Here is a 26,070-nt window from a genome sequence, read left to right on the forward strand (position 1 = left end):
TCTTGTATTTCTTGAATGGTGCTTCACTATCAATTCTGTAGAACATATTAAAAATGTGTTTGTTACGGCGGCGGCAATTGTCGCAAGGCACGGCGGCGTTCGAAAACAGACCGTGGGTCACCAGCGTTCGAAGTCGGAGCTGCAATTGGCGCTCCCGGCACTGTTTCAGCGGATGCTGGGGGCGCAACCCTTCCCGTATTGCCATACTGTCCTGCCGGCGGTGACGCCGCCTTGATTTTCAGTATTATTTCTTCGTACTCATCGCCCTGTTTGAAGGTGATTTTATCACGGTCCAATTTCTCAATTTGCATACCGTTTATTTCTTGGCCTAGCTCGACACGTACCATCTTGCGGGTGGCGACTTCACGCAACAGCGCAATTTTTTTGTCCTTGGTAATAATGATGCCGTCCAAAATAAACTGCCCTTTGCGCATGGTTGGTTTGGGAGGCGCTATCGGCTCAGACGACGACTGCTGCTGCTGGAGAGAAGATACGAGCTCGGGCGGCAGCGGACGGCGGGTTGGCACAAACAGTGGCCGTGTCAATATCTCTGTATAGTATTGATCCAGCGGCAGTAAAGCGAACTCTGGCTGCAGTGGCACCACTACTGGCCTAGCTTTTTGCGGCTTTGACTGCGGCAGTGCTATATTGTCACGGTTACCCCAGCCAAGTTCGGTTCCAATTGTCCAGATCAGGAACATGATTAATGCCAACCATAATATGGACGTGAAATAACGAGGTTCGAAGGGCAATTTCATTGTTTATCCGCTACCAACGCATAACTGGTTACGTCAAGCTGTGCTCTGAGTTCCGGTTCTTTCACAGGCGCGCCTTTTCGCGAAAAATTGCTCTGTGATCGTATGCTGACATTATCAAGTAGCAGATAGGGTCGCACTGTTTCTACGGTATAAAGAATATTTCTCAGTGCAGACATGTCGCTGATAAATTGGATGTTGACAGTGACGCGTCGATAACCACCGTCATCTTTAAATGGCACCACTTGCATACTGACCAGCTTACCACCATTGGCCTCAATCGTATTTTTTACGGTTTCCTGAATTTCCGAGGCGGCTAGTGCGGCGCCGGTGTTTCTGAGGAAATGCTGGCGGCCTTCTTTTTTCTTCACTTGATCGAGCGCCAACTGGATTTCGGCACGGCTCGCTACAATGTGCCGGTAACGCTCCAAATGGTCGATCATGCTATCCAACGACTGGTCGTAATGGCGATGCAACATGTTAATTGGGATGAATATCAACAAAACGCCAATCATTATGAATAAGATTAACAGCCCAATGGCCAGGCTACGACTTTGATTTTTGCTGAGGGTACGCATCAGAATTTAGCCTTTAGATTAGGCACGGCTTTCATTGTCTGTTTAATTGGCGTATTCGAAGCTGGCAGTGCTGGCTTGAGGGCTGGGACTCTAAGCGGCAACGGCGAATTAAACTTCTCCGCTTCGAGTTTATTGGATTCAGATGTGGATTGCTCTGACTGACTAATGGTGTTATCGAGTATGCCTGGTTCAGATTCAGGCTCGGGCGCTGGCGTAACGATTGTTGCGGTTGGTAGTGACGTTATTTCTGCTGCTAGATGGTAACGTTCTTTGTCTGGCATATGCCCCTTGGTCAGCGGCGAACGAAAGTTGGCACCATGCAAAATTTTTGCATACTCGAACAATGCGATCAATTTCGACGAAGTGCCGGTTTCCCCTTGGATTTGCAGTTCCTTGCCTTTAAGATTAAATTGTTGTACCCATGTATCATCTGGTAACAGTAGAGATAACTCGTCCAGCAATACTACTAACGGCGGGACTTCCTGTTTTTTTTTCAGCATGAAATTGTATTCTGCGGCTAACCTTTCCTGCTCGCTTCGCAATGCGTTAGTTTCTTGCGCTTGCTGCTTGGCGCGGTCAACTATCGGCAACAGTGTAATCACGGTTTGTCGCTTCTGCCAAATCGGTATGGTTATGGCAGCCATTGCCAGAATAAACGTTAACAGGAATAACATGGGGTTGATTCCACGTAGCTTGGAAGGCCGAGTAGCGTGTCGCTCAGTTGGTATCAGGTTGATGGTATTGCCGTCTGGTACAGCAGTGCCGGCAACATATGCTGCTGTGATTGGTGCCCCCCAACCCTCCAGCAGGTCCAGTGAACTATCCATCGCTGAGCGTGGTACAACCACCAGTTTGACGACAAGCCGATTTTTTTGGTTATCCACACGCAACACGCGAAAATCGAAATAAACTTGTCCAGCTTTGAAAGGGGTATGACGATCCATTTCGAAACCTAGTACTTGGCGAAGATTTTTGGCCGCGGCCAGAGGTAGTTCGATCTGCTTGACAAGGCATTGAGTATCAGTGAGCCACAATGCAACCTGCTCATCGCGTTTATGCAGTTTGGTAAAAAGTGCTTGAAAAGTATTACCTTGTGTATCAAGGTCTCCAGAGTGCCTCTCGACTCGATCTTGCTCGGTCAAGGTGCCTTGCAGCCATCGCTGTAATATAACGGTTTGAGGCGTGACTTCTATCAGCAATCCATTTGCAGCGTTTGCGCTGGATTGCCGCATCCATTGCGGCACGAGCGCAATGAGTTCGCTCGACCACCAACGCCAAAAGCGCCCAAGCGCTGAGTTTCTGTCAAAAGTAAAGCGCGGGTGCCGCGCAGTTAGAATTTTATTTATCATCTAAAACTGAAGTATACCTGTGAGATGTCTCTCATTCTGGCGATGAGAGGTATAAGGGTAATGGGCCCTGTATGATAAAGTGAAGAAGCGCATGACAATCAGTTATGTTCATTATCGTTAAGTTCAACCAAAGCTTTATGCTCATCAAAAAAAAGCTCTATCTAAAATAGAGGGCGCCTCTAAAATCCAATCTTGCAGCAGCTTCGGGGCTTGCTTACCTTGTTTCGTCTCAATGCGATGTTAATATATATAGTGCTCAAATATTTTGTTCGTGTCTTGTCTGGCATAGAACTTTGAATTTTTAGAGGTGCCCAAGAGTGGATAATCAACTTTCAGTTTCTCGCAGAAGCAACATACCTCTCGCAGAAAAATAAATCCGTTAGTCCTAAGTTTGTCGAGGGATTAACCGATTTACCATGTTCCGAGCGATATATTTCTGCTGAATCGCCGCTCACCATGGCTTCTTTCTTCTTGCGTACCCATATCTGTAAGCAAGTTTCACCGAACAGTGCGTTGCGGTATAACCTTCACATTATCCGGCATGGTATTGGCGCGACGCGCACTTCAAGATTGTCGGTATGATTGGCGCAATAGCCACCGTCAGCAAAGCAGAGAATGTAAACTCAAAATATTTCACTTGTCCTTAGTTTGGCAATTCATCCCTCCAATAGGACGAACGGATTTAGCTTGAACTTGAATATCCTCTGGGTTCAGGCTAGCAGCCGCAATTCATGGGAATTCTGCGATCAGCTCTTTTATTCATCACTCTCGTTCAAATGGAAGGGGGATAGGTGCGCGTAATTTTTTAGTTGATAGTTGCTTGTCCCTCACCGATCTGTTTGGGAGACGCTTCCCCTTCTTTCCAGGAAAAATAAATGACTTTGCGAACGGCGCCTTGATCAATTTTTACCACAGTTTCTCGGACAAATACGGTACCATCTGGCAATGCCGCTTCGGCGCGAACACTATACACGGAACCGTCTTCACCCGCTACAGCAGCGGCAGCTGGCGCAAACGGCGGCGGCGGCAAATTTTTTAGCAAGGCCTCCTGACGTTCTGCAAGATATGCGTCAACCAGCTCTACAGTCGCGCCGGGTAGTGCCAGCAAAACATTTCTCGGTGCAATGACAGCATTTATTCCAGCTTGATGTGAATCTACAGTCAGTGTGTCTGCCAGATTAGCGAATAACTCCGGTGTCATACCTAATACCCGCTGCAGTTCGTTAACAGTTTCAAACGGTGCATTGGCCGGACGGTATTTCAATCCGGCAGCTTGATATTCCGAAACTTCGGCACCTTTGGGATGTGGCAAATCATCGCCGTCGCGCCAATCTTTAATAGCGTCCAGTAGGATATTGCTTTCTTCCTCGTTAAGCCCCACACTTTTTAACAAGCTCTTCAGCAACTCGTCTGATGCGCTGTTGATATCAATTTTACCGGACACATCCAAAAGTGTGATACTGAGCTTGGCGCCCCCGAATGTCCACAGGTGCGGCACGCCATCGCCCTTCCATCGTTGCAGATCGTCGATGGATTTGAATATTTCGTACACAGCGCGCTGAATGCCGGCATCCGCCACCGCTTGGGCACGCGCTGAAGCGGCCAAGTTTTGTGCCAGCAGCATATCTGTACGCATGCTGAAAGCGAAACTGGCAGCAATCACAGCCAATAATGTGGTCGCCCACAACACTAACACCAAGGCGATACCATGTTGATGTTTTTTGGTGGTCACGGTCTTCATTCACTCGCGCATCTATTGGTCGAGCTGTCCCACATACAACCAGTATCAGAGCCGATTAACGGAGCTACTACTAAATCCGGCCAAACGCGGCCATTACTAAACTTGACTCGGAACCGGATCAGGTAGGGCAGGTGCTGCTGAGTATCCAGATCCCCCCATTGATCCAGCCATTCCGGTTTGGCATCTTTGGTTTTACCACCAAAATAGGCGAGACTTAATTCCTCCACGTGATCCGCCAGTACGATTGTTTCGGCATTCTCCAATGCGGTAAAATCAACACTGTCTGCATTTGGAATGGCACGCCTCATTACCAGTTGACCAACATTATTATCTTGCGCCAGTTCGAAACCAATTAGAAACAGGCCTCCTGCACCTAAGCGAACAGCAATTGGAGCCACCAGCTTGAGACTGTCTGGCTGCCCGATGAATGCCAGATTCATCTCTGCTTCTGTCTTCCATTGATATGGGGTTACTTGACTTAATTCACGCCGTAAAAATCCTTGTACCAAAGCCAGGTGTGTCGAATTTTTTGTGCGTATCTCGCCGGCATCCCAGCTACGTGCACCTAGCCGCATGCCACCATACAACAAGGCCAAGATAAAGCCGAGCAAAGACATGGCGATTAACAGTTCGAGCAAGGTGAAGCCGGCACTTTTGTGTTTGTCCAGTTTCACAACGCCACCTTATTTGCCAGTCTTAGAGTTTTGAGGCTGGCCGAACGTGGCTGGTCGCTACCGCCCCATAGCACCTGGATTTCAACTTCCAGCAGTGACACGGGTAAAATTTGCACAGGCAATCCACTTTGCTCGCTTGCCTGTGCCTCAGTCTCCAGGTATGGTCGAATGCTGACATGCCAGCGGTAAACGGCATCAAATTCGCCACTGTCCTCACTTACCTCCAGTGGCGTCTCGATGCCAACTGATGCTAGCTTGCTTTGCCCTAGCAACACAGCTTGCTGGTATTCGTCAGCACGACTGGCATTTCGCAAACCGCCAGAAAAAATTTGCATCAATACACTCAAAATCAGTGCCAGAATTACAAATGCCACCAGCACTTCAAGCAAAGAAAAACCGCGATTGAATTTATGCATGCCTAAGGGGATTGTCAGAGAATAACCTAAACATTTTCGTGAGTCTTAACTGATTCAATGCCATATTAACTACTACTTGCATGATATACAGCCAAAATTTCTAAAATGTCCAAGTTCACATATAGCCCTTAATTGAGAATGGTAACTTGGCCGGTCAGCCAGTCGACATTAACATCGTATTTGCGATCACCAGATGTTACTGTGATACGACCGCCAGTGGAGCTTCCATCCGGGTAAAAACGGATTGCGCCGATTTTGTCGGGCAGTAATTCGGATTGCGCTGTGAACAAACTGATGTCCAGCTTTGCGGGCAAGGCGTATTGGCGCTGGTCGCCGCTCACCTTAAAATTTCGCTTTTCAACATCCAGTGTCAATGTTGACTCTACTTTTCGTGTGACTGCCTGACTACGCGCTTGGCGTAAGCCAGCCGCCAGTTGACGTGCTGCACCTTTAAGTTCGGTGCCGGGCATGCCAGCAGAGATCATCGGTACCGCCAAGGCATATACCATCGCCATTAGCGTCAGTACTACTAATAATTCAAGTATGGTAAAACCGGCGCTAGCACGCGATTTTATTCGCCCCAATTATTGATGTCCTTGTTTTCGCCCTCGCCGCCTTCTCGGTTGTCAAGACCAAGTGAGCTGATGTCATAATCTGTATTGTGCTGTCCTGGCGATGCGTAATGGTAATCGTTTCCCCACGGATCTTTTGGCACTGTTTTCGACTTAATATATGGGCCGTTCCAGCCGGTCACACCAGGTGGAGCCTCGATCAATGCCGACAAGCTTTCCTGTGAATTAGGGTAGCGACCTACTTCCAGTCTGAATAATTCCAGGCTTTGACTAAGTTGCTCGATTTGCAGCTGACCCGTTTTGCTTTTCGATGTGCCAAGATAATCCATTACCTTCGGCCCCACCAGACCAGCCAACAGGCCCAGAATTACTAACACGACCAGCAATTCGAGCAAGGTAAATCCTGTCTCCCTCCGTACCTGATGCTTTTTTTTCATATTGCCTCTCTCTAAAAATGTAGCGTTTCTATTGTTATATGCTCTTTATGTTTCTTAACACATCATAAGTTTATGATGGGGTTCGATAAGACTGGGCACTGTGTGCAGTCGGAGATCCCCCATCCCCATCCTTAATTACATCGCCAAGTCGTTGACACTGAGAATGGCGAGCAGAATCGACATAATGATGCCGCCAATTAGCAGCCCTAGCCCCAAAATCAGCACTGGCTCCATTAGACTTAACATGCGCTTGACCGTAGTTTGCACCTCATTGTCGTACACATCTGCAACACGCAGCAACATTTCTTCAAGCTGGCCTGTTTCTTCGCCAACTACTACCATATGAACAGCTAACTTGGGAAACAATCCCGTTTCCATCATTGGTTTACCCAACCCTAAGCCTTGCTTGAGCTGATTCGCCACACTGTCAAGTCCTTCAGCCATGACGCTATTACTCAAGGTTTCTTTGATAATAACGAGCGCATTCAATAAAGTCACTCCATTGCCCAGCAAAGTACCCAAGCTGCGACTAAAGCGGGCGACCTCGATTTTTACCAGCAGGTCACCTATCAGCGGCAAACGCAGAAAAATCCCATCCCAGCGGTAGCGACTGGCAGGATTGCGCATTTGTTGATTAATCAGTGCATAAATGGCTATGGCGCCAATCAGCAAGATCCACCAGTCGTGGCGTAAAAAGTCACCTGCGGCAATGACGATTTGAGTTGGTAGAGGCAAGGTTTTACCGGATTGCTCAAACATCAGTGAAAACTGCGGCACAACGAATATAAGCAACATCATCACAGAGCCAGCTGCCACCAGCATGAGGATTGCAGGATAAATTAATGCAGATGTAACGGTTTGCTTAAGTGCTTTGGCGCGTTCCATGAATTCAGTAATTCGCGTCAGCACTGGACCAAGTGCGCCCCCAGCCTCACCAGCGCGAACCATATTGAGGTAAAAGCGGGAGAACACGCCTTTCTGTGTTTCCATCGCTGAAGAAAGTGAAACTCCACCACGCACATCATCGCGTACCTGCGTTAGCAGTTTGCGCACTTTATCGTTTTCCGATAGCTCGACCAAAATTTCCAAGGCGCGGTCAAGCGGCAAACCGGCATGAAGTAACGTTGCAATTTCACTCGTGAATACGCCAATTTCAGCCTGACTAACTCGATTGGTGCGCAGCCATCCGAATGATGTGTTTCCTGTAGTTTTTTCCAGCTGCGCCAGTTCAATTTGAATTGGAATATAGCCCATCGCCTGCAAACGTTCTACTACCGCTTCATTGGTACGGGCCTCCATTTCGCCATCAAGCGCTTCACCGTCCGCACTAACCGCATTGTATTGGAACACCGGCAAAATCAGGACTCCCGCGTTACGCGCAATACTTCCTCAATGGTAGTAACCCCTGCCATCACTTTGCGCAAGCCATTGTCAAACATGGTCCGCATGCCTTGATCGATCGCGAGCTTGCGAATTTCCCCAGCAGTTGCATGCTGCATCACCAAGCTGCGGATACCATCACTCATCGTCAGTATTTCCACAATGCTGACTCGGCCTATGTAGCCGGTATGGCCGCAATGTGGACAGCCAACCGCATGATAAAGTTCAATCGGATCCGCTGTAGTAAAGCGATGTAACTCCATTTCATCAACCACTTCGGGCAGCACTGTTCGCAATTGACGACATTGTTCGCACAGTGTGCGCACTAGTCGCTGTGCCAGAATGCCAATAACAGTGGATGTCAGAAGGTAATCGTCCATGCCCATATCGAGTAGACGGTTGATCGTACTGGCAGCATCGTTGGTGTGCAGGGTGGATAGTACCAAGTGGCCGGTAAGTGCGGCCTGTACGGCAATTTGTGCGGTTTCTAAATCGCGGATTTCGCCGATCATGATAACGTCTGGATCCTGACGCACAATAGAGCGAAGGGCGTTGGCAAAGGTAAGACCAATCTGCGCTTTTACCTGAATCTGGTTTACGCCTTCCATCTGATATTCAACTGGGTCTTCCACAGTAAGTATCTTCACATCTGATTTGTTTAACGTTTGTAATGCGGTATAGAGCGTGGTGGTTTTGCCGCTACCGGTTGGGCCGGTGGCCAGAATAATGCCATGGGGTTGCTGCAATATATCTACGAATATTTTGAGCACATCATCGTCAAACCCAAGTGCGGCGAAATTCAGGGTAGTACCACTCTTGTCGAGTATCCGCATAACCACGCTTTCACCATGCATGGTCGGTACTGTGGAAACACGCAAATCAATTTCCTTGCTCTTAATGCGCAATTTGATGCGACCATCTTGCGGCAGACGCCGTTCCGCAATATCCAAGCTTGCCATGATTTTAATACGTGAAATGACGGCAGCGGACAAGCGGCGGGGCGGAGATTCTACCTCGTGCATCACCCCGTCTATCCGGTAACGCACTATTAGGCGGTTTTCGAATGGTTCGATGTGAACATCAGATGCGCGTGCCTCCACCGCATGGCCAATAATCAAGTTAACAAGGCGAATAACCGGCGCCTCGCTGGCAAGATCCTTAAGATGTTGCACATCGTCGCTTACACCTTCTTCTTCGAGGGTTTCGATGTCGCCGACAATTTCCCCCATCGACGACGCCTTGGCGCCGCCATAAAGACGCTCGAAAGCGCTTTCCATATCCTGCTGTACTGCCACACGAACGCTGACTGAACGATGCGTTAGCATGCCAAAAGCATTGATGACGTATTGATCAAGTGGATCCACTAGTGCCAGTACGAGCTCGTGTTCATTTTCATGTAGCGGCAATGCTTTAGACTCTTTGAGGAAACGTACCGATACACATTCTTCCAATAAGGGCATTTGGGGATAGTCAGTCGGCTCCACTAGTGTGAGTCCAAGCTGTACCGCCAATGCCTCTGCCACATCCCGGGCGGTAACCGCCCCTTGCTTTAATAGCAGCGTGCCGATACGTTCATGTTCACTGACTTCATCATTCTGTGAGTCTAGCGCCCGCTCCAGCTCGAGTGTATTCAGCTTCCCCTGCTCAACTAGCCATTCTCCTAAACGTTTCCTCAACTTGATGCTTTCTGCGCGAAAAAATGTGGGAATGGTATCACGAACATGCGGATCTCCGCGTAAGCAGGCTACCCGAATTCGATTATAGTTGAGCCGCAATATGAAATGTGTATAGGCAGTTATAAGTGCAAAACCGCAGCATGATGCGGGCTTGAAGTCAAAAGCGTTCAGCGTGAAAAATTATGCGGATCATTTTTGCCCGAGTGATGTTCGTCGGTTCTTTAAATGGATGTTCAGTCTCCACGCAATCGCATCGTATTCCATTTAATGCGAAGCCAATCGAATCTCAACACTTCGGTAATTGATGGTGAATCAAATGATTGATATTAAGTATGATTAATCGTTCAGATTTAATGAGGGTGCGTTACTAAGGATAAAACAAAAACAAGCGATATCCAGTTGGTTTAAGGTCAGCAGTATCAAGATGCAGTTTGATGCTAATCTCATGATTGGATAGCAACCCGTGTTTTTCATTCTCTTCGGGTTTGAGATATTCCGCAGGGGAGAAGATGCGACGTGCCAGTGCTTCATCCATCGAGTTGGTTAATGTAAGTTCGAGATTGGGATATGTTTGCGCGTAAGGCGCGCGGTTTCGCAAGTTGGCATTGAGAGCGATGACGCTTGGACGTTTCGGATTGGATTCGAGGTCAGAAGATTCGATACTCAGCTGGTCAATTTTTTTCGGCAGCGGGATATCGCAGTTGAATAGCTTGCAAGAGGATACGAGAGCTAACTTCACGCTCGGCAGGTGTGCGGCGAGTTCGACACGGAAAAAATACGTAGTCTGTATCAGAAATGCTATGAGTAACAGTAACATGGCCACCAACCAGGACCAGTGAACTTTTTTTTTGATGGCTGGAGGGATAGTTTCCAGTGTTTCTTCATGACTGGCCGTAGCAAGATGGCTAAAATCATATTTATCTTGGGCTGCGGGGGTATACTCTGCCGGATTTTCGACAGGCGCTTGCTGCATTTTTTCCTGATCAAGGGTTGGGGCAACTTGCGGGCTGGGTTCGTTGTCATGCAATTGTTTAGTTGCGTTGAATACCGCTTGGCAATTTCCGCAACGCACCATGCCCTTGGACATGTTCAGCTGAGCTTGGTTAACCTTAAAGCGAGTGCTGCAATCTGGACATTGGGTGACTGCGCTCATCGTTTCACTCCAGATAAACATGCCCAGCCTTCTTCCATAACTGGTGGCCTGAAATCAAACCATTGACCATAGACGTTCATAACGTCTTCGGCCTGTTCGCTGAGTACGCCAGACAACACAATCTGGCCGCCTTGCCTAGTTGAGCTTGCCAGCAACGGAGCGAGTACTTTAAGAGGGTTGGTAAGAATATTGGCTATTACAATGTCGGCTTGTTGCTTCTGCTCGGCATCAGGCAGGTGGTACTGTGCGTCAACTTGATTAGCCATTGCATTGTCGCGGCTGGCTTGTACGGCTTGAGCGTCCACGTCCACGCCAGTGGCACTGGCAGCGCCAAGTTTGAGCGCAGCGATGGCGAGGATGCCCGAGCCGCAGCCATAATCCAATACGGATTCACCGCCCTGCAAATTAAGATCCAGCCAGCGCAGGCACAAACGGGTAGTGGGGTGGCTACCGGTACCAAAAGCCAAGCCAGGATCGAGCGTAATGTTGATGGCGCTGGGATCAAGCGGGGTGTGCCAGGTCGGCACAATCCATAGGCGCTGCGAAATGCGAATGGGGTTAAACTGCAATTGAGTCAGACGCACCCAGTCGTTGTCTTCCAAGGTTTGGATGACATAGGTTGGCGGCTGTTTCAGCCCAATGGCATGTGCCGCTTCCAGCATGATTGCGTCTATCGGCGTGTCCTCAACAAACAGAGCAGTAACGCGATTGTGTGACCAAAGATGGGGGGCGGGTTCGCCCGGTTCGCCAAACATGGCTTGCTCATTCGGTGTATCTACATCAGCATCGTGGATGTCAACCGATAGTGCACCGAGCGTTAGCAGAGCCTCGCTTAGCATCTCCGCTTGGGATGCAGATGCAGTGATCGTCAGCGTAAGCCAAGCCATGTTATTTAACTTTAATGCGTTCGGCTAGCTTGTGTTCCAGATGGTGAATGCTGGTGCCACCCCGTATAAAAGCAGCGTCTAACATCAGTTCCTGATGTAGCGGAATGTTAGTTTCTATACCTTCTACCACCATTTCCGATAAGGCAGTACGCATGCGGGCTATCGCCTGTTGGCGGTTATCACCATATGCGATGATCTTCCCGATCATGGAATCGTAATGCGGCGGCACGAAGTAATTAGCATACACATGCGAATCCACGCGGATACCAGGCCCACCGGGAGTATGCCAAGTGGTAATACGGCCGGCTGATGGCGTGAACTTGTAGGGATGTTCGGCATTGATGCGGCATTCGATGGCATGCCCTTTGAGAGTAATATCACTTTGCTTGAAACTAAGTTTTTCACCGGCAGCGATTCGAATCTGCTGTTGCACGATATCAATGCCAGTAATCATTTCGCTGACCGGATGCTCTACCTGTACTCGAGTATTCATTTCAATAAAGAAAAATTCATCGTTCTCATAGAGAAATTCAAAAGTTCCCGCACCGCGATAGCCAATTTTGCGGCAAGCTGCTACACAACGCTCACCAATTTTATTACGAAAACGAGTGTTGAGCAGAGGTGCTGGTGCTTCTTCAAGGATTTTCTGGTGGCGGCGCTGCATGGAGCAGTCACGCTCACCTAAATATACCGCATTGCCATAAGAATCAGCCAGCACTTGAAATTCGATGTGGCGTGGATTCTGCAAAAATTTTTCCATATACACTACAGGATTATTAAACGCAGTCTGTGCCTCGTTACGAGTCATGGTTACGGCATTGAGCAATGCAGCTTCGGTATGTACCACGCGCATTCCGCGTCCGCCCCCGCCCCCGGACGCCTTTATGATGACCGGGTAACCGATATTACGAGCAATCTTCGTGATTTCGGCTGGGTTGTCCGGCAATGCGCCATCCACGCCTGGCACACAGGGAATGCCCGCTTTTTTCATTGCATTTTTGGCAGATACTTTGTCACCCATTAAACGAATAGTTTCCGGGCGCGGACCAATGAATACAAATCCGCTTTTTTCCACCCGCTCGGCGAAGTCAGCATTTTCAGACAAAAAACCATAGCCAGGGTGGATGGCTTGTGCATCTGTAACTTCCGCTGCGCTAATAATCGCTGGTATATGCAAATAGCTTTGCAGCGAGGAAGCCGGGCCTATGCACACCGATTCGTCGGCCAGCTTGACATACTTGGCATCTGCGTCAACTTCGGAATGCACTACTACGGATTTAATGCCCATTTCGCGACAGGCGCGCTGAATTCTTAAGGCAATCTCGCCTCGATTTGCGATGAGAATTTTTTCAAACATTATTTAATTGATGATAAAAAGAGGTTGACCATATTCCACCGGCTGGCCGCTTTCAACCAGAATCGTTTTAATAACACCGCTTTGATCAGCTTCGATTTCGTTAAGCAGTTTCATCGCTTCAATGATACAGAGGGTGTCGCCCACGCTTACGCTTTGGCCAACCTCCACAAAAGGTTTGGTGCCAGGGGACGGGCTGCGGTAGAAGCTACCGACCATCGGTGATTTAACTACGTGACCATCTGGTGTTGTAGGTTTGATTGGTTCAGCAGGCTCATCCACAAGTTGTGGGGTAAGTGTTGCCATATGCTGTGGCGCAGCATATGTTTGCTGTGTCGCAGCGCCAGAACGAACAATGCGCACACGTTCTTCACCTTCACTGATTTCCAGCTCGGCAATGCCAGAGTTTTCAACCAGCTCAATTAAGGTCTTAAGTTTTCGTAAATCCATGGTTATTTCCTAACAGAATATTGCAGCGCGTATTGCACTGCGAGTTCATAACCGGTTGCACCCAGGCCGCTGATAACGCCGATAGCAAGATCAGAGAAGTATGATTCTTTGCGGAACGGTTCACGCGCAAACACATTGGAAAGGTGGACCTCAATAAATGGAATAGCCACCGCAGTCAGTGCATCGCGTAAAGCCACGCTGGTATGCGTAAATGCAGCGGGGTTAATGACAATAAAATCGGTGCAGTCCTGGCGCGCAATATGTACACGATCCACTAAGGCGGATTCAGAGTTACTCTGGAAATGCATCAGGTTTGAACCTTGCATATGTACCAACTGCTGCAACTTGTTGTTAATTTCGTCTAAAGTAATATGGCCATATATGCTTGGCTCGCGGCTACCGAGCAAGTTCAGATTGGGACCATGTAGAACCAGAATGGTTTTCATGAGCGCAGTTTGCCGTAAATTAGGGCAAGTTGTCTAGTTTTTAGAAGAAATTGAGCGGGGTAGTTATGCGAGACGTTCTTCTTGCAAACGTTTACGCAATTCCTCAACGGTGAGGATGGAGGGGGTAAAGCTTCCTCGCAATGCGAGTATATCTTTCTCAACGCTCACCAGTGCATCTACTTTCGCTTTGTGTGCCACTGCCAAAAATACTTGACTAAAGGGGCCATGTGATGGCATCCAGCTGGATATGGAAGCGACTTCACAGTATGGAAAAAAATCTTCCAGCAACAGATCCTGCTCAGCGATCGACAAATTGAATTTTGGGTAATTTATTGAGTCGAACAGATCCTCCTTCGTTGCGTTGCTGATCACCGGGCATATAGACTTCGCTTGCCAAGCCTTTTTCAGCCACGCCAAATTCCCGTTGGCGAACAACAATGCAGAAAGTATTACTTTAGTATCGAGAACGACGCGCATATTATTCTTTGGGCTGACGGGCCCAAGCACAGGCGTCTGCTACATCTTTCTCGGAAATGCCTGATACAATCAATTTTTCACGTACGGCTTCGGCGCTTTGAGCTAAATCTGGTGTTAAAGCCGCAGCAGTACTATCAACTTCAACTTGAGAAGCAATTTCATCTGACGGAGGGATTTGGGAATTCGGAATTATATTGACTTGCATAGTAGTTACCTTAACGGTAAACAAAAAGTAATAAATAAAGGTAGATCAGGTCAAAATTGTACTTAAGAAAATGTACGTACGCAAGCTCAAGCCATTGTCCAAATTAAGGAGCAGGTAGGCATTTCCGGCCTTGTTGATCCTGCAGATGAGTAGCTTTTGCCAGGCGGGAGATGGATTTCGTTTATATCTGGGTAATAAATAATCATTGTTCTTGAGTATTAAACGCGCTTCGGCAAATGCGGGCGGCCAAATAAACGGTTACTCGGACTGAATACCGTGTAAATGAAGAACGAAGGACTCGTTGGAATAAAAAATACCTGAAAAAGAACGCTCGGGCTGTAGAAAAACACAAAATTGTGAAAATCGCTTTATGAAAAATCAATAAGTTACAGCACCTTTTTTCGTCCGGAACAGGATTTTTCTGCAGCCTGGTTAATTACAACATCTTGGATTAATTATTGATAACTGTTTTCTCTTGTTGCCCAAAGAAGGGCAGTGCGGCATAATCACCTAATGTTTGTTGCAGAAACCTGCTGCAAAAATTATTTATCTATTCTTATTATAAAGATGTTCAGGAGGTTAGTGAAAGATGGCTGCGGCGCGTAAAGTACACCCCCCCAAATTTAATGATACAACTGGAGCGATCCGCGCTTTGGCAATGGATGCAGTTCAGAAAGCAAACTCTGGCCATCCTGGCGCGCCTATGGGCATGGCAGAAATTGCCGAAGCGCTGTGGATTCACCATATGCGTCACAATCCAGCCAACCCTCAATGGGCCGACCGTGACCGTTTCGTGTTTTCCAACGGACATGGCTCGATGCTGATTTATGCCTTACTTCATTTAACTGGTTACGACTTGCCGATTGATGAGTTGAAGCGTTTCCGTCAGCTGCATTCTCAGACTCCAGGTCACCCTGAGTATGGCTATACTGCTGGTGTTGAAACCACTACGGGCCCGCTAGGTCAAGGCATTACCAATGCGGTCGGCTTTGCTCTGGCAGAAAAAATGCTGGCTAATGAATTTAATCGGCCCGGTCATGAAATTGTTAACCACCATACTTATGTTTTCCTAGGTGATGGCTGCATGATGGAAGGTATTTCGCATGAGTCTTGCGCACTGGCCGGTACTTGGGGATTAGGCAAGTTGATCGCCTTCTGGGACGACAACGGCATTTCCATTGACGGGCATGTTGAAGCCTGGTTTACCGACGATACTGCCAAACGCTTCGAGTCTTATGGTTGGCATGTGATCGCCAATGTAGAAGGCCATGATCCTGAAGCAGTCAATGACGCTATCAAGACTGCCAAAGCAGTTACCGATAAGCCCACGCTGATATGCTGCAAAACCATTATCGGAGCGGGTTCCCCGAACAAAGCTGATACGCATGAAGTGCATGGTGCTGCATTGGGTGATGCGGAAATCGCGGCTACACGTGAACACATAGGCTGGAAATACCCGCCGTTCGAAATTCCAGCGCATGTTTACCAAGCGTGGAATGCACGTACTAAGGGAGAAGGTCAAGAAAAGTTGTGGGACTGCAAATTTGCAGAGTACCGTAAGGACTTTCCCCAAGAGGCGGCTGAATTTGAGCGACGTATGAAGGGTGATTTGCCAGCAGACTGGGCACAACACGCTGCAAACTTGATCGCCAAGACTAATGAAAAGGCGGAAACTATTGCCTCGCGCAAGGCCTCACAGAATGCGATTAACGGTTTGGTGCCGGCGCTACCAGAATTTCTTGGCGGTTCGGCGGATCTGACTGGTTCTAACTTGACCAACTGGGCGGGTGCCAAGCACGTTCATGGTAAATCAACAGGTAACTATATCAGTTACGGAGTACGTGAATTCGGCATGTCAGCCATTATGAATGGCGTGGCTTTGCATGGCGGGTTGATCCCATTTGGTGGCACTTTCCTGATGTTCTCTGAGTATGCGCGCAATGCACTGCGCATGGCTGCACTGATGAAACAACGCGTCATTTTCGTGTATACACATGACTCTATCGGTTTGGGTGAGGATGGTCCAACACACCAGCCAGTGGAGCAAGTCTCTACGCTTCGCTATATTCCGAATATGGACGTTTGGCGTCCTTGTGATACCGTTGAATCTGCCGTGTCATGGGTTGCAGCGGTTGAACGCAAAACTGGTCCGAGCAGCCTTATATTCAGTCGCCAAAACTTGGCATTCCAAAAGCGTGATGAGGCTCAAATCGTCAACATTCGCAAGGGTGGCTATGTGTTGTCGGAAGCCGCCAACGGGACACCTCAAGCGCTCATTATCGCGACGGGTTCCGAGGTGGGGCTGGCAATGGATGCACAAGCGGCTTTGGCTAAAGACGGTATTAATGTACGGGTAGTTTCTATGCCTTCCACCAACGTATTTGATCGCCAAGATCAGTCGTACAAGGAAAGCGTCTTGCCCAAAGGCTGCAAGCGCGTAGCTGTCGAAGCTGGTGTGACGGATTTTTGGTATAAGTATGTTGGTTTGGACGGTGCAGTAATTGGCATAGATACTTTTGGTGAATCTGCCCCGGCAGGCGAATTGTTTAAACACTTCGGCTTTACCATAGAGAATGTGGTGAAAGCTGTGAAAAGCGTTATCTGAATTTCAGGTGGCGATTCGACCGCCCTATGAGCTTTGCTCAACGGGTTGCCCCTGAAAAACGATGGTTAAAATATTGGTAAACTACCATTTCCTTGCGCAGAGTTCGATTTAATCTCACTAAATATTTTGTGGGATAGGCAGCAAGGAATTTGGCCAGTCACAATAGGTCAATTTTTAAGTGTGTATGCGTCAGAAAGTGCGTTGCAGCTTTGAATATCAATTTCGCAGATCAAGTGAGTGCTGCATAGAGTATGCCCACAGAGTAATTTTGATAGTAGAGCTAGCACAACGATATTTGTGCAATTTTGAGAACGCAGACAGTGACCATCATGCATCTTGACACGATGATCATCGAAAGATCATATCAAGTTGGCTTCAGTGTTTCGATTGTAGTAGCTAATGCAATAAACGAGACTCACATAATGTTCGCTTCCACCGAAGTGAATACTTAGCGACGCAGTGGTAGGACTAGCATCACACTCATGGTTATTCTGTTGTTTGGTTATTTGCGGTGGGGCACCGTTGAAAAATCCTGAATAGTTTAAATGTTTTATTTATTATCGTAATCATAATTTGTCTGAGCAGTTACAATTTTAGTTATAAAATCAGGAGAGAAACATGACAATCAAAGTTGGTATCAATGGGTTTGGTAGAATTGGCCGTATGGTGTTCCGCGCAGCGGTAAAAAATTTCAAGGACATCGAAATCGTAGGTATTAATGACCTGCTTGAACCAGACTACTTAGCTTATATGTTGAGCTACGACTCCGTGCATGGCCGCTTTGACGGCACTGTCGCCATTGATGGTAATACTTTGGTCGTCGACGGCAAAAGAATACGCTTGACTGCCATCAAAGATCCTGCTGAACTAAAGTGGGATGAAGTTGGTGCTGAAATAATCGTCGAATCTACCGGTCTTTTTCTCACTAAAGAAACCGCTGAAAAGCACATCGCTGCTGGTGCCAAAAAAGTCATCATGTCAGCGCCATCCAAGGATGACACGCCTATGTTTGTTTACGGTGTAAATGACAAGACTTACACTAACCAAACTATCATCTCCAACGCTTCTTGCACTACAAATTGCCTCGCCCCGGTTGCCAAGGTGCTAAACGACACTTGGGGTATCAAGCGCGGATTAATGACCACTATTCATGCAGCCACCGCTACCCAGAAGACCGTGGATAGTCCTTCTAACAAGGATTGGCGTGGTGGTCGCGGCATTCTTGAAAACATCATTCCGTCTTCGACTGGTGCGGCAAAGGCCGTTGGCGTTGTTATTCCTGAACTGAATAAAAAACTCACCGGCATGGCATTCCGCGTACCTACCTCTGACGTGTCTGTGGTTGATCTCACTGTGGAGTTGGACAAGGCTGCGACTTATGAGGAAATCTGCGATGCCATGAAGACTGCGTCCGAGGGCTCAATGAAGGACATACTTGGCTATACTGGCGCAAAAGTGGTCTCTACTGATTTCCGAGGCGAGAGCTGCACTTCTGTTTTCGACGCTGAGGCTGGCATGTCTCTGGATGGCACCTTCGTCAAGGTTGTCTCTTGGTACGATAACGAATGGGGCTACTCCAGCAAGGTTCTGGAGATGGTTCGCGTCATGGCTAAATAAAAATGCACGCAAGGTGAGAAAGAAGTGCCCGTACCTTGCATGCATGTTCTCTTGCGCTTTACCACGATCGATTAATTGGAGAAAGAATTGTCCGTAATCAAAATGACTGATTTGGATCTCAAGGGCAAACGTGTCCTGATCCGCGAAGATTTAAATGTTCCTCAAGCTGATGACGGTCGCATAACCGACGATACCCGCATCAGGGCAAGCATGCCTACCATTCAGCACGCCGTGAAGGCAGGTGCCAAAGTAATGCTAATGTCCCACCTCGGTCGTCCTGAAGAAGGCATATATTCCGAAGCCGACTCCCTAAAGCCTATAGCCAAAAGTTTGTCTGATTTATTAGGTAAAGAGGTCAAGGTAATTAAGGATTGGCTAGACGGCGATTTCACCGTTGCCGATGGCGAAGTCGTATTATTTGAGAACGTGCGCTTCAATAAAGGTGAAGGCAAAAACAACGACGAATTGTCCCAAAAAATGGCTAAGCTATGCGACATCTTTGCGATGGATGCATTCGGTACCGCGCATCGAGCGCAGGCTTCCACCCACGGTGTAGCTAAGTATGCGCCTGTGGCATGCGCCGGACCACTGCTGGCAGCAGAGCTTGATGCCTTAGGCAAAGCATTGAAAAATCCGGCGCACCCGCTGATAGCTATCGTCGGTGGCTCAAAGGTTTCATCCAAATTGACCGTATTGGAATCGCTGTCCCACATCGTGGATCAATTGATTGTCGGTGGCGGCATTGCCAATACCTTCATTAAAGCGGCTGGATATAACGTCGGTAAATCTCTTTATGAACCCGATCTTGTAGTTGAAGCCCAGCGTTTAATACAAGCCGCCAAGGACAAGGGCGGATCGATTCCGGTACCTACCGATGTGGTAGTAGGCAAAAAATTTGACACCAATGAGCCTGCCGTAGTTAAAAAAGTGGCTGATATTACCGATGACGATATGATTTTCGATATAGGTCCTGAAACTGCCCTGACTTATGCCGCCCATCTGAAAAAAGCCTCAACCATCGTGTGGAATGGCCCGGTAGGTGTATTTGAATTTGACCAGTTTGGCGCTGGCACCAAAGTTCTAGGCATGGCGATTGCGGAAAGTTCCGCATTTTCTATAGCTGGTGGTGGAGATACGCTGGCAGCGATTGCCAAATATAATATCAGTGATCAAGTAAGCTATATTTCCACGGGCGGTGGTGCATTTCTGGAATTCCTCGAAGGAAAAAAATTGCCTGCGGTAGAAATTCTTGAGCAACGTGCTGCGAAATAATTAAGACGATAGACTATGTTACGCAGAACTAAGATTGTTGCAACTCTGGGGCCAGCTTCCAGCGACCAGAAAGTGCTGGAACGAATGATACTTGCAGGTGTGGATGTGGTGCGGATGAACTTTTCGCATGGCACTGCGAAGGACCACGTGGCGCATGTTGAAAAAGTGCGTGCTGCAGCGGCTGCATGTGGCCGTGTTATAGGAATTCTTGCCGACCTTCAAGGGCCCAAAATTCGTGTGGGAAAACTTGAGAATGACAAGATCATTCTTAAGCAAGGGGACACATTTATCCTGGATGCAGAATGGACAGGCCTCGGTAATCAGGAACGCGTAGGACTAGACTACAAAGAATTGCCCAAGGATGTCAGCAAAGGTTCGGTACTGTTGCTAAATGATGGCATGTTGGAATTCGATGTAATCGAAGTTAAAGGCGCACAAGTCATATGCAAAGTTGTTTGTGGCGGTGTGTTATCCAACAATAAAGGGATCAATCGCAAGGGCGGCGGTTTGACTGCCCCTGCGCTTACCGACAAAGACAGGGAAGACATTAAGACCGCAGCCTTAATTAAAGCGGACTATCTGGCAATTTCCTTCCCGCGTTCGGCTGATGACATGAAGTTGGCGCGAAAATTGATGCATGAAGCTGGCGGTAAAAGTTTGTTGATGGCCAAAATTGAGCGTGCCGAAGCCATTCCCGTACTGGACGAAATTATTGATGCGTCCGACGCTATTATGGTGGCACGAGGCGACCTTTCTGTGGAAGTGGGGGATGCAGTTGTACCGGGCTTGCAAAAACGCATGATTCGTATGGCGCGTGCCAAAAACAAGTTGGTTATTACAGCTACACAGATGATGGAATCCATGATCACTAACCCGATCCCTACTCGTGCGGAAGTATCGGATGTGGCAAATGCAGTGCTGGATGGTACCGATGCGGTAATGCTGTCAGCTGAAACCGCGGTGGGCGATTATCCCATTGAAACCATCATGTCCATGGCACGTATCTGTGTTAACGCGGAAAGTGAGGTGGAAGATATATCCAGCAGCCATCGTCTACAAACGAAATTTTCACGTATCGATCAGGCTATCGCCATGTCTGCGTTATATGCAGCGTCTCACTTTTCAGTTAAAGCAATTGTAGCGCTGACCCAGTCCGGTTCAACGCCACTGTGGCTTTCACGTGTGAATGCAGGAGTGCCGATTTTTGCGTTAACACCGATTGAGTCAACCTTGAGTAAAGTTACGCTGTTTAGCGGAGTACATCCGATTGCGTTTAACACTACCTCCAAAATTCCATCGGTAGAATTGTGTGCAGCTGAAGATGAGCTGGTAAGATTGGGATTAGTGCAAGACGGTGACATGATTGTGATGACTATAGGCGAAGCCGTTGGTCAGGCTGGCCATACCAATACCATGAAAGTTGTCCGGGTAGGTGATCACCATAAACTTTGAGTAGTCTAAGAACAGCCGAGTTTCCCGTACGCTGCCAGACTCTATTTTTTGATTTTGTTTGATAATTTATAAATTTACTAGGAGAAAAAAATGGCTCTTGTTTCATTACGCCAGCTGCTGGATCATGCAGCCGAGAATGGATACGGTCTGCCCGCATTCAACGTCAATAATTTGGAACAGGTTAAGGCAATCATGGAGGCGGCGGATGAAACTAACAGTCCAGTGATTATGCAAGGCTCAGCTGGTGCCCGCAAATACGCGGGTGAAGCCTTCTTGCGCCACCTGATTCTTGCTGCAGTTGAGACTTATCCGCACATTCCAGTAGTCATGCACCAAGATCACGGAGCCTCGCCGGCTGTATGTATCAACGCAATTCGTTCCGGATTCTCCAGTGTAATGATGGATGGCTCTTTGAAGGAAGATGCCAAGACTCCATCCTCTTATGAGTACAACGTTGAAGTAACCAAGAAAGTTGTTGATATTTCTCACGCAGTGGGCGTATCCGTTGAAGGTGAGTTAGGTTGCTTGGGCTCACTTGAAACAGGCATGGGCGAGCAAGAAGACGGTCAAGGTGCGGAAGGTAAACTTGATCACTCGCAGTTATTAACCGATCCAGAAGAGGCCGCCGATTTTGTCCGGAAGACTGGTGTAGACGCACTGGCAATAGCCATTGGTACCTCGCATGGTGCCTACAAATTCACACGCCCACCTACCGGCGACACTCTGGATATTAATCGTATAAAGGCGATTCACGCCCGCATTCCCAACACTCACTTGGTAATGCATGGCTCTTCTTCTGTACCGCAAGAATGGTTGAAGATCATTGACCAATATGGTGGTGATATGGGGGAAACCTATGGCGTTCCGGTTTCGGAGATAGTCGAGGGTATAAAACACGGTGTGCGAAAAGTTAATATTGATACTGACCTACGCATGGCGTCTACTGGCGCGGTACGTCGTTTCTTGTCGCAAAACCCAAAAAATTTCGATCCACGTAAATTTTTGGCAGATTCGACCATAGCCATGAAAGAGATATGCAAGGCCCGTTATGAAGCCTTCGGTTCTGCTGGTCAAGCCTCAAAAGTAAAACCAATTTCACTAGATGCTATGGCCAATAGATATACCAAAGGTGAGTTAAAGGCTATCGTCAAATAAATTTAATATAAGTACAATTAAATAAAGCGGTTTTCGAACCGCTTTATTTTTATCCACAGAATTAAAGCTAAACCTCTGAAGGGCATCTCTAAAAATACAATTTTGCAAGCAACCGCTTTCCTGCTTACCCCGTTGCTAATCAAGACAAGTCGCGAGTAAAAAAATTTAACGCAGCAAATAACACGGTATTGTGACGAAAACTGTATTTTTACAGCTGCCCTGTAGCTTACGTAGCAAATAAAGTTATTCCAGTGCTCGTTAAGGAGTGGCTGTTGCACTAGGACTTGAAACCGCCGCTCCTTATCTATCGTAAATTTGTTAACCCTCGTATTAAACAATCCCGTAGTGCATGTCAGTTTAAAAAATATTAAGATTACTTACGCTAAATATTTTTGCATTATCGGAAAGCATGTGAAGCTGGTAACATAGAACTACCAAAAGCATGAAATTCAGAATATTTAAACATCATGCAATATGTACAAAATCATTCACTTCCTCCGCGTTTAAACGGTCCGGAAGATAAAAATGAAATAAAAAAGCTGACTGAAATTGAACCAGTCAGGCCTGTCTCTGAGCGCACCCATCCGTCGCAGGCATTTCAGCCACCTACTACACGACCCGAACATCAATACAACCTAGCTAAACCACTTGATGAAAAGCGAAATGCAGATGCTTCTCTGGGTGAACGTCGAAAAATCTGTCGTCGTATTCAAACTCAGCCTCTACTGTTAGAGCTTCGTTCAAAGTTGGATAGACGACACAAAAAGCAAAGAAATACAGATATAACAGAACATATAAATGAAATGGCATAAAACCAAATGCCACTAAATTAAGAGCGTCTCTTAAAATTCAATTTTCTTGGCTTCTTCAACGCAAATCACAGTTATTGCCCAATGATATAGCTCTGTATGGCCGCAATACGGGCTAGATGATAAATCGTCCAAGCTTTGCTCAATTAGCTGCAAACATTCATCGTTCGTCACTTTACCTTGCAGCAGTTCACGCAAGCGTATCCCACTGACCACGGCCCATGTGATGAAACGCTTCCATCCCTGATTAAACTCAGTCGCTTTCATAATATGCGTCTCTGTAATCACAGAGTATGACGCTTAGATACTCAATTCAGAGCTAATTGCGATATCGCTTAACTTAGTGACATTCGCCTTAGCACCGCAAATTGTTCAATATATGTTTGTCAAAAACTCATTTGACAAAACGGTTTATTAAAGATACATTTAATATGTATCTTATAAAAACGTATAAAAAATTATATCTGGATGAAAAAAAATGACGATTAGCTTAAATATATTGCGAGCATCCTCTGTGAGCTGTTATTTCAGGAATATTTTAGTAATTTTTTTATTGGCAGGAATTGCGACTGTATGCGAAGCAGCACAGCACGAATTCGATATGAGTATTGATGAAGTTACCATAGATGTTGCGCCGGGTTTTTCCAATAAAGTGTTCGCTTTTAACGGACAAGTGCCAGGGCCACTCATCCACGTCAAAGAGGGAGATGATGTGATGGTGCATGTGACTAATAACAGCACTCTTCCCCATACCGTTCATTGGCACGGAGTTAACCAGATCGGTAGTTGGCAACAAGATGGCGTGCCAGACGTCACTCAAAAAGCGATCCAGCCTGGCGAATCTTATACTTATAGATTCAATGTAGATCGTCCCGGAAGCCTTTGGTACCACTGCCATGTCAACGTTTGGGAGCATGTCGCGATACGCGGAATGTGGGGGCCACTTATCGTTGAGCCCAAAAACCCGAGTGCACTTGAAAAGGAAGTTACCCTGGATGCCATTCTGATGATGAGCGCTTGGCAATCTCCATATGCCAACGTATTTGGCCAAGGGGGCGGCCCTAAAGATGTTTCTGACTATTTTTCAGTAAACGGAAGATCCTTCCCAATAACCCAGCCTATCAGGGTTAAAAAAGGCGATGTATTAAGAATGCGTTTTATTGGCGCGGGGGATGAAACACACCAAATGCATATGCATGGGCACGACATGCTTGTCACTCACAAAGACGGTTATCCGCTGGCCAGTCCTTATTATGTGGACACTGTTTCGGTAGGGCCCGGTGAGCGTTATGACGTGATCGTTAAGATGAACAATCCGGGTCGTTTTATTATGCACGACCATATTGATAAGCACATGACAAACAATGGTGCTTCGTTAGGTGGGCCAGTGACCATTTTCGAATATGAAGGAATCAAAACGGATGACTGGTACGTATGGCACGGTAAAGCGTACGATCCAAATTTTTTCTACAGTGACTCGCTTAAAAAGGGATATGGACTTTTTAACAGCGCACCTTTCATGGGCACAGTCAACAAACAGAGGAGAAGGAGGAGATAAATATGAAGCGAATACTGGTCGTTGCTTTACTAGGTTTTTCAGCTGCAGCCGTCGCTGAAGAAGGTGTGCTGCAGGGAGATTGTGCCGCCTGTCACAACATTAAAGGGCCGACAGCACAGACTTTGAAAGCCGTCTTTGAGAAAAAGGCGCCAGATCTCTTTTACGCGGGTAATAAATTCCGTCAAGAATGGCTTGTATCGTGGTTACAAAAGCCTACTCGAATCCGTCCCGCCGGAATGTTCCATGGCGACCATATAAAGGTTGGGGTAAAAGGTGATGAAATTGATACGTCGACACTCACGACACATCCCGCACTTTCCAAAGCCGATGCTACCTCAGTGGCGGCTGAACTCATGAAGTTGAAACCGCATGATGATTTGATTGCAAAGGAAAAAGTTGAGCCCGGTACGATATCAATGCAGATGGGGGAAATGGCCTTCGATAAATTTCTGGGCTGCATGGCATGTCACTTGATTGAGCCTGAATATGGTGGTCTGTCGGGACCAGAGCTTTATACGGCGGCTAAGCGTTTGCAGCCGCAATATATGTTGAGCTTCATTAGGTCGCCTCAAGCCTGGGATCCTAAATCCATGATGCCAAACAAAAATCTATCTGATGCAAATATACAGAAAATGGCTCGTTATCTTGAGAGCCTGAGTAAGGAGGCCGCAAATGCCAAGTAAATTTATTTTGTTGCTGTTGTTAGCAGTTTCATCAGTCCAAGCCCAAGGCAAAGAAACGCCCGCTGACAACTATAAAGCCTATTGCATTCAATGCCACGGTAGTGAAGGAACAGGAAAAGGCGTGAACGCCCGGGACATGTCGGTCGTGCCGCGTGATCATACCGATGCAAAGTCAATGTCGGGTCGTTCGGATGAAACATTATTCAAGGCTATTAAAGAGGGTGGGACTGCAATTAACAAATCAATATTGATGCCGCCTTGGAGTGCAACCTTAAGTGACGAGGAAATCAATGATTTAGTGCAGTATCTACGCAAGTTATGTAAGTGCAAATTTGGCTAAATAAGTGGCAGTAGCCAGAAGTAGTGGTA

General features: G+C 47.3%; 27 protein-coding genes. 9 read left to right on the forward strand and 18 right to left on the reverse strand.

All coding sequences use genetic code 11. The annotated features are described in order from the left end of the window. Positions 1-62: 62 nt before the first annotated feature. The 17 genes from MJ770_RS06540 to MJ770_RS06620 all read right to left on the reverse strand — a co-directional run bounded on the left by MJ770_RS06540 (position 63) and on the right by MJ770_RS06620 (position 14,550). The gene (locus MJ770_RS06540) at positions 63-701 is read right to left on the reverse strand and encodes a hypothetical protein (RefSeq protein WP_239250807.1); all 639 of its coding nucleotides are present in this window, start codon (positions 699-701) and stop codon (positions 63-65) included. Between the two features lie 53 nt (positions 702-754). Beyond that, a complete protein-coding gene (gene gspM / locus MJ770_RS06545; protein WP_239250808.1) occupies positions 755-1,333 on the reverse strand; it encodes a type II secretion system protein GspM in 579 nt (192 codons plus the stop codon). Then, a complete protein-coding gene (locus tag MJ770_RS06550) occupies positions 1,333-2,682 on the reverse strand; it encodes a PilN domain-containing protein (RefSeq protein ID WP_239250809.1) in 1,350 nt (449 codons plus the stop codon). The genes gspM and MJ770_RS06550 overlap by 1 nt, the downstream gene beginning before the upstream one ends. Positions 2,683-3,487: 805 nt before the next feature. Further along, positions 3,488-4,423: a type II secretion system minor pseudopilin gene (locus MJ770_RS06555; RefSeq protein ID WP_239250810.1), complete on the reverse strand. Its 936-nt coding sequence runs from the start codon at positions 4,421-4,423 to the stop codon at positions 3,488-3,490. Further along, positions 4,420-5,097, reverse strand: a complete 678-nt coding sequence (locus MJ770_RS06560) for a prepilin-type N-terminal cleavage/methylation domain-containing protein (RefSeq protein WP_239250811.1) — start codon at positions 5,095-5,097, stop codon at positions 4,420-4,422. The genes MJ770_RS06555 and MJ770_RS06560 overlap by 4 nt, the downstream gene beginning before the upstream one ends. After that, on the reverse strand, positions 5,094-5,513 hold the full coding sequence (locus MJ770_RS06565; protein ID WP_239250812.1) for a type IV pilus modification PilV family protein: 420 nt from the start codon (positions 5,511-5,513) through the stop codon (positions 5,094-5,096). Before MJ770_RS06565 ends, MJ770_RS06560 begins: the two co-directional genes overlap by 4 nt. Positions 5,514-5,641: 128 nt before the next feature. Next, complete coding sequence (locus MJ770_RS06570) at positions 5,642-6,097, reverse strand: GspH/FimT family pseudopilin (protein WP_239250813.1); 456 nt, start codon at positions 6,095-6,097, stop codon at positions 5,642-5,644. Further along, positions 6,085-6,522, reverse strand: coding sequence for a type II secretion system major pseudopilin GspG (gspG, locus tag MJ770_RS06575; protein WP_239250814.1), 438 nt, complete (start codon positions 6,520-6,522; stop codon positions 6,085-6,087). The genes MJ770_RS06570 and gspG overlap by 13 nt, the downstream gene beginning before the upstream one ends. 135 nt (positions 6,523-6,657) lie before the next feature. Next, positions 6,658-7,872 (reverse strand): type II secretion system F family protein, encoded by a 1,215-nt coding sequence (locus MJ770_RS06580; RefSeq protein WP_239250945.1) that lies wholly within the window; start codon positions 7,870-7,872, stop codon positions 6,658-6,660. An 8-nt stretch (positions 7,873-7,880) separates the two neighbouring features. Next, on the reverse strand, positions 7,881-9,578 hold the full coding sequence (gene gspE, locus MJ770_RS06585) for a type II secretion system ATPase GspE (RefSeq protein WP_239250815.1): 1,698 nt from the start codon (positions 9,576-9,578) through the stop codon (positions 7,881-7,883). A 367-nt stretch (positions 9,579-9,945) separates the two neighbouring features. Then, the gene (locus MJ770_RS06590; RefSeq protein WP_239250816.1) at positions 9,946-10,731 is read right to left on the reverse strand and encodes a zinc-ribbon and DUF3426 domain-containing protein; all 786 of its coding nucleotides are present in this window, start codon (positions 10,729-10,731) and stop codon (positions 9,946-9,948) included. Then, complete coding sequence (prmA, locus tag MJ770_RS06595; RefSeq protein ID WP_239250817.1) at positions 10,728-11,618, reverse strand: 50S ribosomal protein L11 methyltransferase; 891 nt, start codon at positions 11,616-11,618, stop codon at positions 10,728-10,730. The genes MJ770_RS06590 and prmA overlap by 4 nt, the downstream gene beginning before the upstream one ends. Before the next feature lies 1 nt (position 11,619). Next, positions 11,620-12,975, reverse strand: coding sequence for an acetyl-CoA carboxylase biotin carboxylase subunit (gene accC, locus MJ770_RS06600; RefSeq protein ID WP_239250818.1), 1,356 nt, complete (start codon positions 12,973-12,975; stop codon positions 11,620-11,622). Between the two features lie 3 nt (positions 12,976-12,978). Next, the gene (accB, locus tag MJ770_RS06605; RefSeq protein WP_239250819.1) at positions 12,979-13,422 is read right to left on the reverse strand and encodes an acetyl-CoA carboxylase biotin carboxyl carrier protein; all 444 of its coding nucleotides are present in this window, start codon (positions 13,420-13,422) and stop codon (positions 12,979-12,981) included. 2 nt (positions 13,423-13,424) lie between these two features. Continuing rightward, on the reverse strand, positions 13,425-13,868 hold the full coding sequence (gene aroQ, locus MJ770_RS06610; RefSeq protein ID WP_239250820.1) for a type II 3-dehydroquinate dehydratase: 444 nt from the start codon (positions 13,866-13,868) through the stop codon (positions 13,425-13,427). A 63-nt stretch (positions 13,869-13,931) separates the two neighbouring features. Further along, positions 13,932-14,345, reverse strand: a complete 414-nt coding sequence (locus tag MJ770_RS06615; RefSeq protein WP_239250821.1) for a putative toxin-antitoxin system toxin component, PIN family — start codon at positions 14,343-14,345, stop codon at positions 13,932-13,934. 1 nt (position 14,346) lies between these two features. Continuing rightward, complete coding sequence (locus tag MJ770_RS06620) at positions 14,347-14,550, reverse strand: hypothetical protein (RefSeq protein ID WP_239250822.1); 204 nt, start codon at positions 14,548-14,550, stop codon at positions 14,347-14,349. Positions 14,551-15,139: 589 nt separating this feature from the next. On the opposite strand from MJ770_RS06620, the gene tkt reads away from it, so the two are divergent. The 6 genes from tkt (at position 15,140) to MJ770_RS06650 (ending at position 23,463) form a co-directional block, all read left to right on the forward strand. Continuing rightward, the gene (tkt, locus tag MJ770_RS06625) at positions 15,140-17,155 is read left to right on the forward strand and encodes a transketolase (protein WP_239250823.1); all 2,016 of its coding nucleotides are present in this window, start codon (positions 15,140-15,142) and stop codon (positions 17,153-17,155) included. Positions 17,156-17,773: 618 nt separating this feature from the next. Further along, positions 17,774-18,772, forward strand: coding sequence for a type I glyceraldehyde-3-phosphate dehydrogenase (gene gap / locus MJ770_RS06630; RefSeq protein WP_239250824.1), 999 nt, complete (start codon positions 17,774-17,776; stop codon positions 18,770-18,772). A gap of 87 nt (positions 18,773-18,859) precedes the next feature. Continuing rightward, the gene (locus MJ770_RS06635) at positions 18,860-20,044 is read left to right on the forward strand and encodes a phosphoglycerate kinase (protein ID WP_239250825.1); all 1,185 of its coding nucleotides are present in this window, start codon (positions 18,860-18,862) and stop codon (positions 20,042-20,044) included. A 15-nt stretch (positions 20,045-20,059) separates the two neighbouring features. Then, positions 20,060-21,496, forward strand: a complete 1,437-nt coding sequence (gene pyk / locus MJ770_RS06640; protein WP_239250826.1) for a pyruvate kinase — start codon at positions 20,060-20,062, stop codon at positions 21,494-21,496. Between the two features lie 90 nt (positions 21,497-21,586). Continuing rightward, positions 21,587-22,651: a class II fructose-bisphosphate aldolase gene (gene fba, locus MJ770_RS06645; RefSeq protein WP_239250827.1), complete on the forward strand. Its 1,065-nt coding sequence runs from the start codon at positions 21,587-21,589 to the stop codon at positions 22,649-22,651. A gap of 467 nt (positions 22,652-23,118) precedes the next feature. Continuing rightward, positions 23,119-23,463, forward strand: coding sequence for a hypothetical protein (locus tag MJ770_RS06650; protein WP_239250828.1), 345 nt, complete (start codon positions 23,119-23,121; stop codon positions 23,461-23,463). A gap of 30 nt (positions 23,464-23,493) precedes the next feature. Here the strand turns inward: MJ770_RS06650 and MJ770_RS06655 are convergent, their stop codons facing one another. Beyond that, entirely contained in the window at positions 23,494-23,727 is a 234-nt protein-coding gene (locus tag MJ770_RS06655) for a hypothetical protein (RefSeq protein ID WP_239250829.1), read from the reverse strand. A gap of 334 nt (positions 23,728-24,061) precedes the next feature. On the opposite strand from MJ770_RS06655, the gene MJ770_RS06660 reads away from it, so the two are divergent. Genes MJ770_RS06660 through MJ770_RS06670 form a run of 3 tightly spaced genes read left to right on the forward strand, consistent with a single transcriptional unit; the run spans position 24,062 to position 26,041 of the window. Continuing rightward, on the forward strand, positions 24,062-25,018 hold the full coding sequence (locus tag MJ770_RS06660) for a multicopper oxidase domain-containing protein (protein WP_239250830.1): 957 nt from the start codon (positions 24,062-24,064) through the stop codon (positions 25,016-25,018). A 2-nt stretch (positions 25,019-25,020) separates the two neighbouring features. Next, positions 25,021-25,701 carry a c-type cytochrome gene (locus tag MJ770_RS06665; RefSeq protein WP_239250831.1) on the forward strand — a complete coding sequence of 227 codons (681 nt, stop codon included), beginning with the start codon at positions 25,021-25,023 and terminating at the stop codon, positions 25,699-25,701. Continuing rightward, positions 25,691-26,041 carry a c-type cytochrome gene (locus tag MJ770_RS06670; protein WP_239250832.1) on the forward strand — a complete coding sequence of 117 codons (351 nt, stop codon included), beginning with the start codon at positions 25,691-25,693 and terminating at the stop codon, positions 26,039-26,041. Before MJ770_RS06665 ends, MJ770_RS06670 begins: the two co-directional genes overlap by 11 nt. Positions 26,042-26,070 lie beyond the last annotated feature (29 nt).

Source organism: Candidatus Nitrotoga sp. M5, from assembly GCF_927904885.1.
In the GTDB taxonomy this organism is placed as follows: Bacteria; Pseudomonadota; Gammaproteobacteria; order Burkholderiales; family Gallionellaceae; genus Nitrotoga.

Excerpts from the sequence above, each read along its gene's own strand:
- tkt (WP_239250823.1), top strand. The coding sequence starts at position 15,140 with ATGGCTGCGGCGCGTAAAGTACACCCCCCCAAATTTAATGATACAACT.
- MJ770_RS06670 (WP_239250832.1), top strand. The coding sequence starts at position 25,691 with ATGCCAAGTAAATTTATTTTGTTGCTGTTGTTAGCAGTTTCATCAGTC.
- MJ770_RS06565 (WP_239250812.1), bottom strand. The coding sequence starts at position 5,513 with ATGCATAAATTCAATCGCGGTTTTTCTTTGCTTGAAGTGCTGGTGGCA.
- MJ770_RS06660 (WP_239250830.1), top strand. The coding sequence starts at position 24,062 with ATGAGTATTGATGAAGTTACCATAGATGTTGCGCCGGGTTTTTCCAAT.
- MJ770_RS06540 (WP_239250807.1), bottom strand. The coding sequence starts at position 701 with ATGTTCCTGATCTGGACAATTGGAACCGAACTTGGCTGGGGTAACCGT.
- aroQ (WP_239250820.1), bottom strand. The coding sequence starts at position 13,868 with ATGAAAACCATTCTGGTTCTACATGGTCCCAATCTGAACTTGCTCGGT.
- MJ770_RS06590 (WP_239250816.1), bottom strand. The coding sequence starts at position 10,731 with ATGAGCGCAGTCACCCAATGTCCAGATTGCAGCACTCGCTTTAAGGTT.
- gspM (WP_239250808.1), bottom strand. The coding sequence starts at position 1,333 with ATGCGTACCCTCAGCAAAAATCAAAGTCGTAGCCTGGCCATTGGGCTG.
- MJ770_RS06655 (WP_239250829.1), bottom strand. The coding sequence starts at position 23,727 with ATGAAAGCGACTGAGTTTAATCAGGGATGGAAGCGTTTCATCACATGG.
- gap (WP_239250824.1), top strand. The coding sequence starts at position 17,774 with ATGACAATCAAAGTTGGTATCAATGGGTTTGGTAGAATTGGCCGTATG.
- MJ770_RS06550 (WP_239250809.1), bottom strand. The coding sequence starts at position 2,682 with ATGATAAATAAAATTCTAACTGCGCGGCACCCGCGCTTTACTTTTGAC.
- MJ770_RS06620 (WP_239250822.1), bottom strand. The coding sequence starts at position 14,550 with ATGCAAGTCAATATAATTCCGAATTCCCAAATCCCTCCGTCAGATGAA.
- accC (WP_239250818.1), bottom strand. The coding sequence starts at position 12,975 with ATGTTTGAAAAAATTCTCATCGCAAATCGAGGCGAGATTGCCTTAAGA.
- MJ770_RS06615 (WP_239250821.1), bottom strand. The coding sequence starts at position 14,345 with ATGCGCGTCGTTCTCGATACTAAAGTAATACTTTCTGCATTGTTGTTC.
- fba (WP_239250827.1), top strand. The coding sequence starts at position 21,587 with ATGGCTCTTGTTTCATTACGCCAGCTGCTGGATCATGCAGCCGAGAAT.
- prmA (WP_239250817.1), bottom strand. The coding sequence starts at position 11,618 with ATGGCTTGGCTTACGCTGACGATCACTGCATCTGCATCCCAAGCGGAG.
- MJ770_RS06650 (WP_239250828.1), top strand. The coding sequence starts at position 23,119 with ATGCAATATGTACAAAATCATTCACTTCCTCCGCGTTTAAACGGTCCG.
- MJ770_RS06665 (WP_239250831.1), top strand. The coding sequence starts at position 25,021 with ATGAAGCGAATACTGGTCGTTGCTTTACTAGGTTTTTCAGCTGCAGCC.
- MJ770_RS06555 (WP_239250810.1), bottom strand. The coding sequence starts at position 4,423 with ATGAAGACCGTGACCACCAAAAAACATCAACATGGTATCGCCTTGGTG.
- accB (WP_239250819.1), bottom strand. The coding sequence starts at position 13,422 with ATGGATTTACGAAAACTTAAGACCTTAATTGAGCTGGTTGAAAACTCT.
- pyk (WP_239250826.1), top strand. The coding sequence starts at position 20,060 with ATGTTACGCAGAACTAAGATTGTTGCAACTCTGGGGCCAGCTTCCAGC.
- gspG (WP_239250814.1), bottom strand. The coding sequence starts at position 6,522 with ATGAAAAAAAAGCATCAGGTACGGAGGGAGACAGGATTTACCTTGCTC.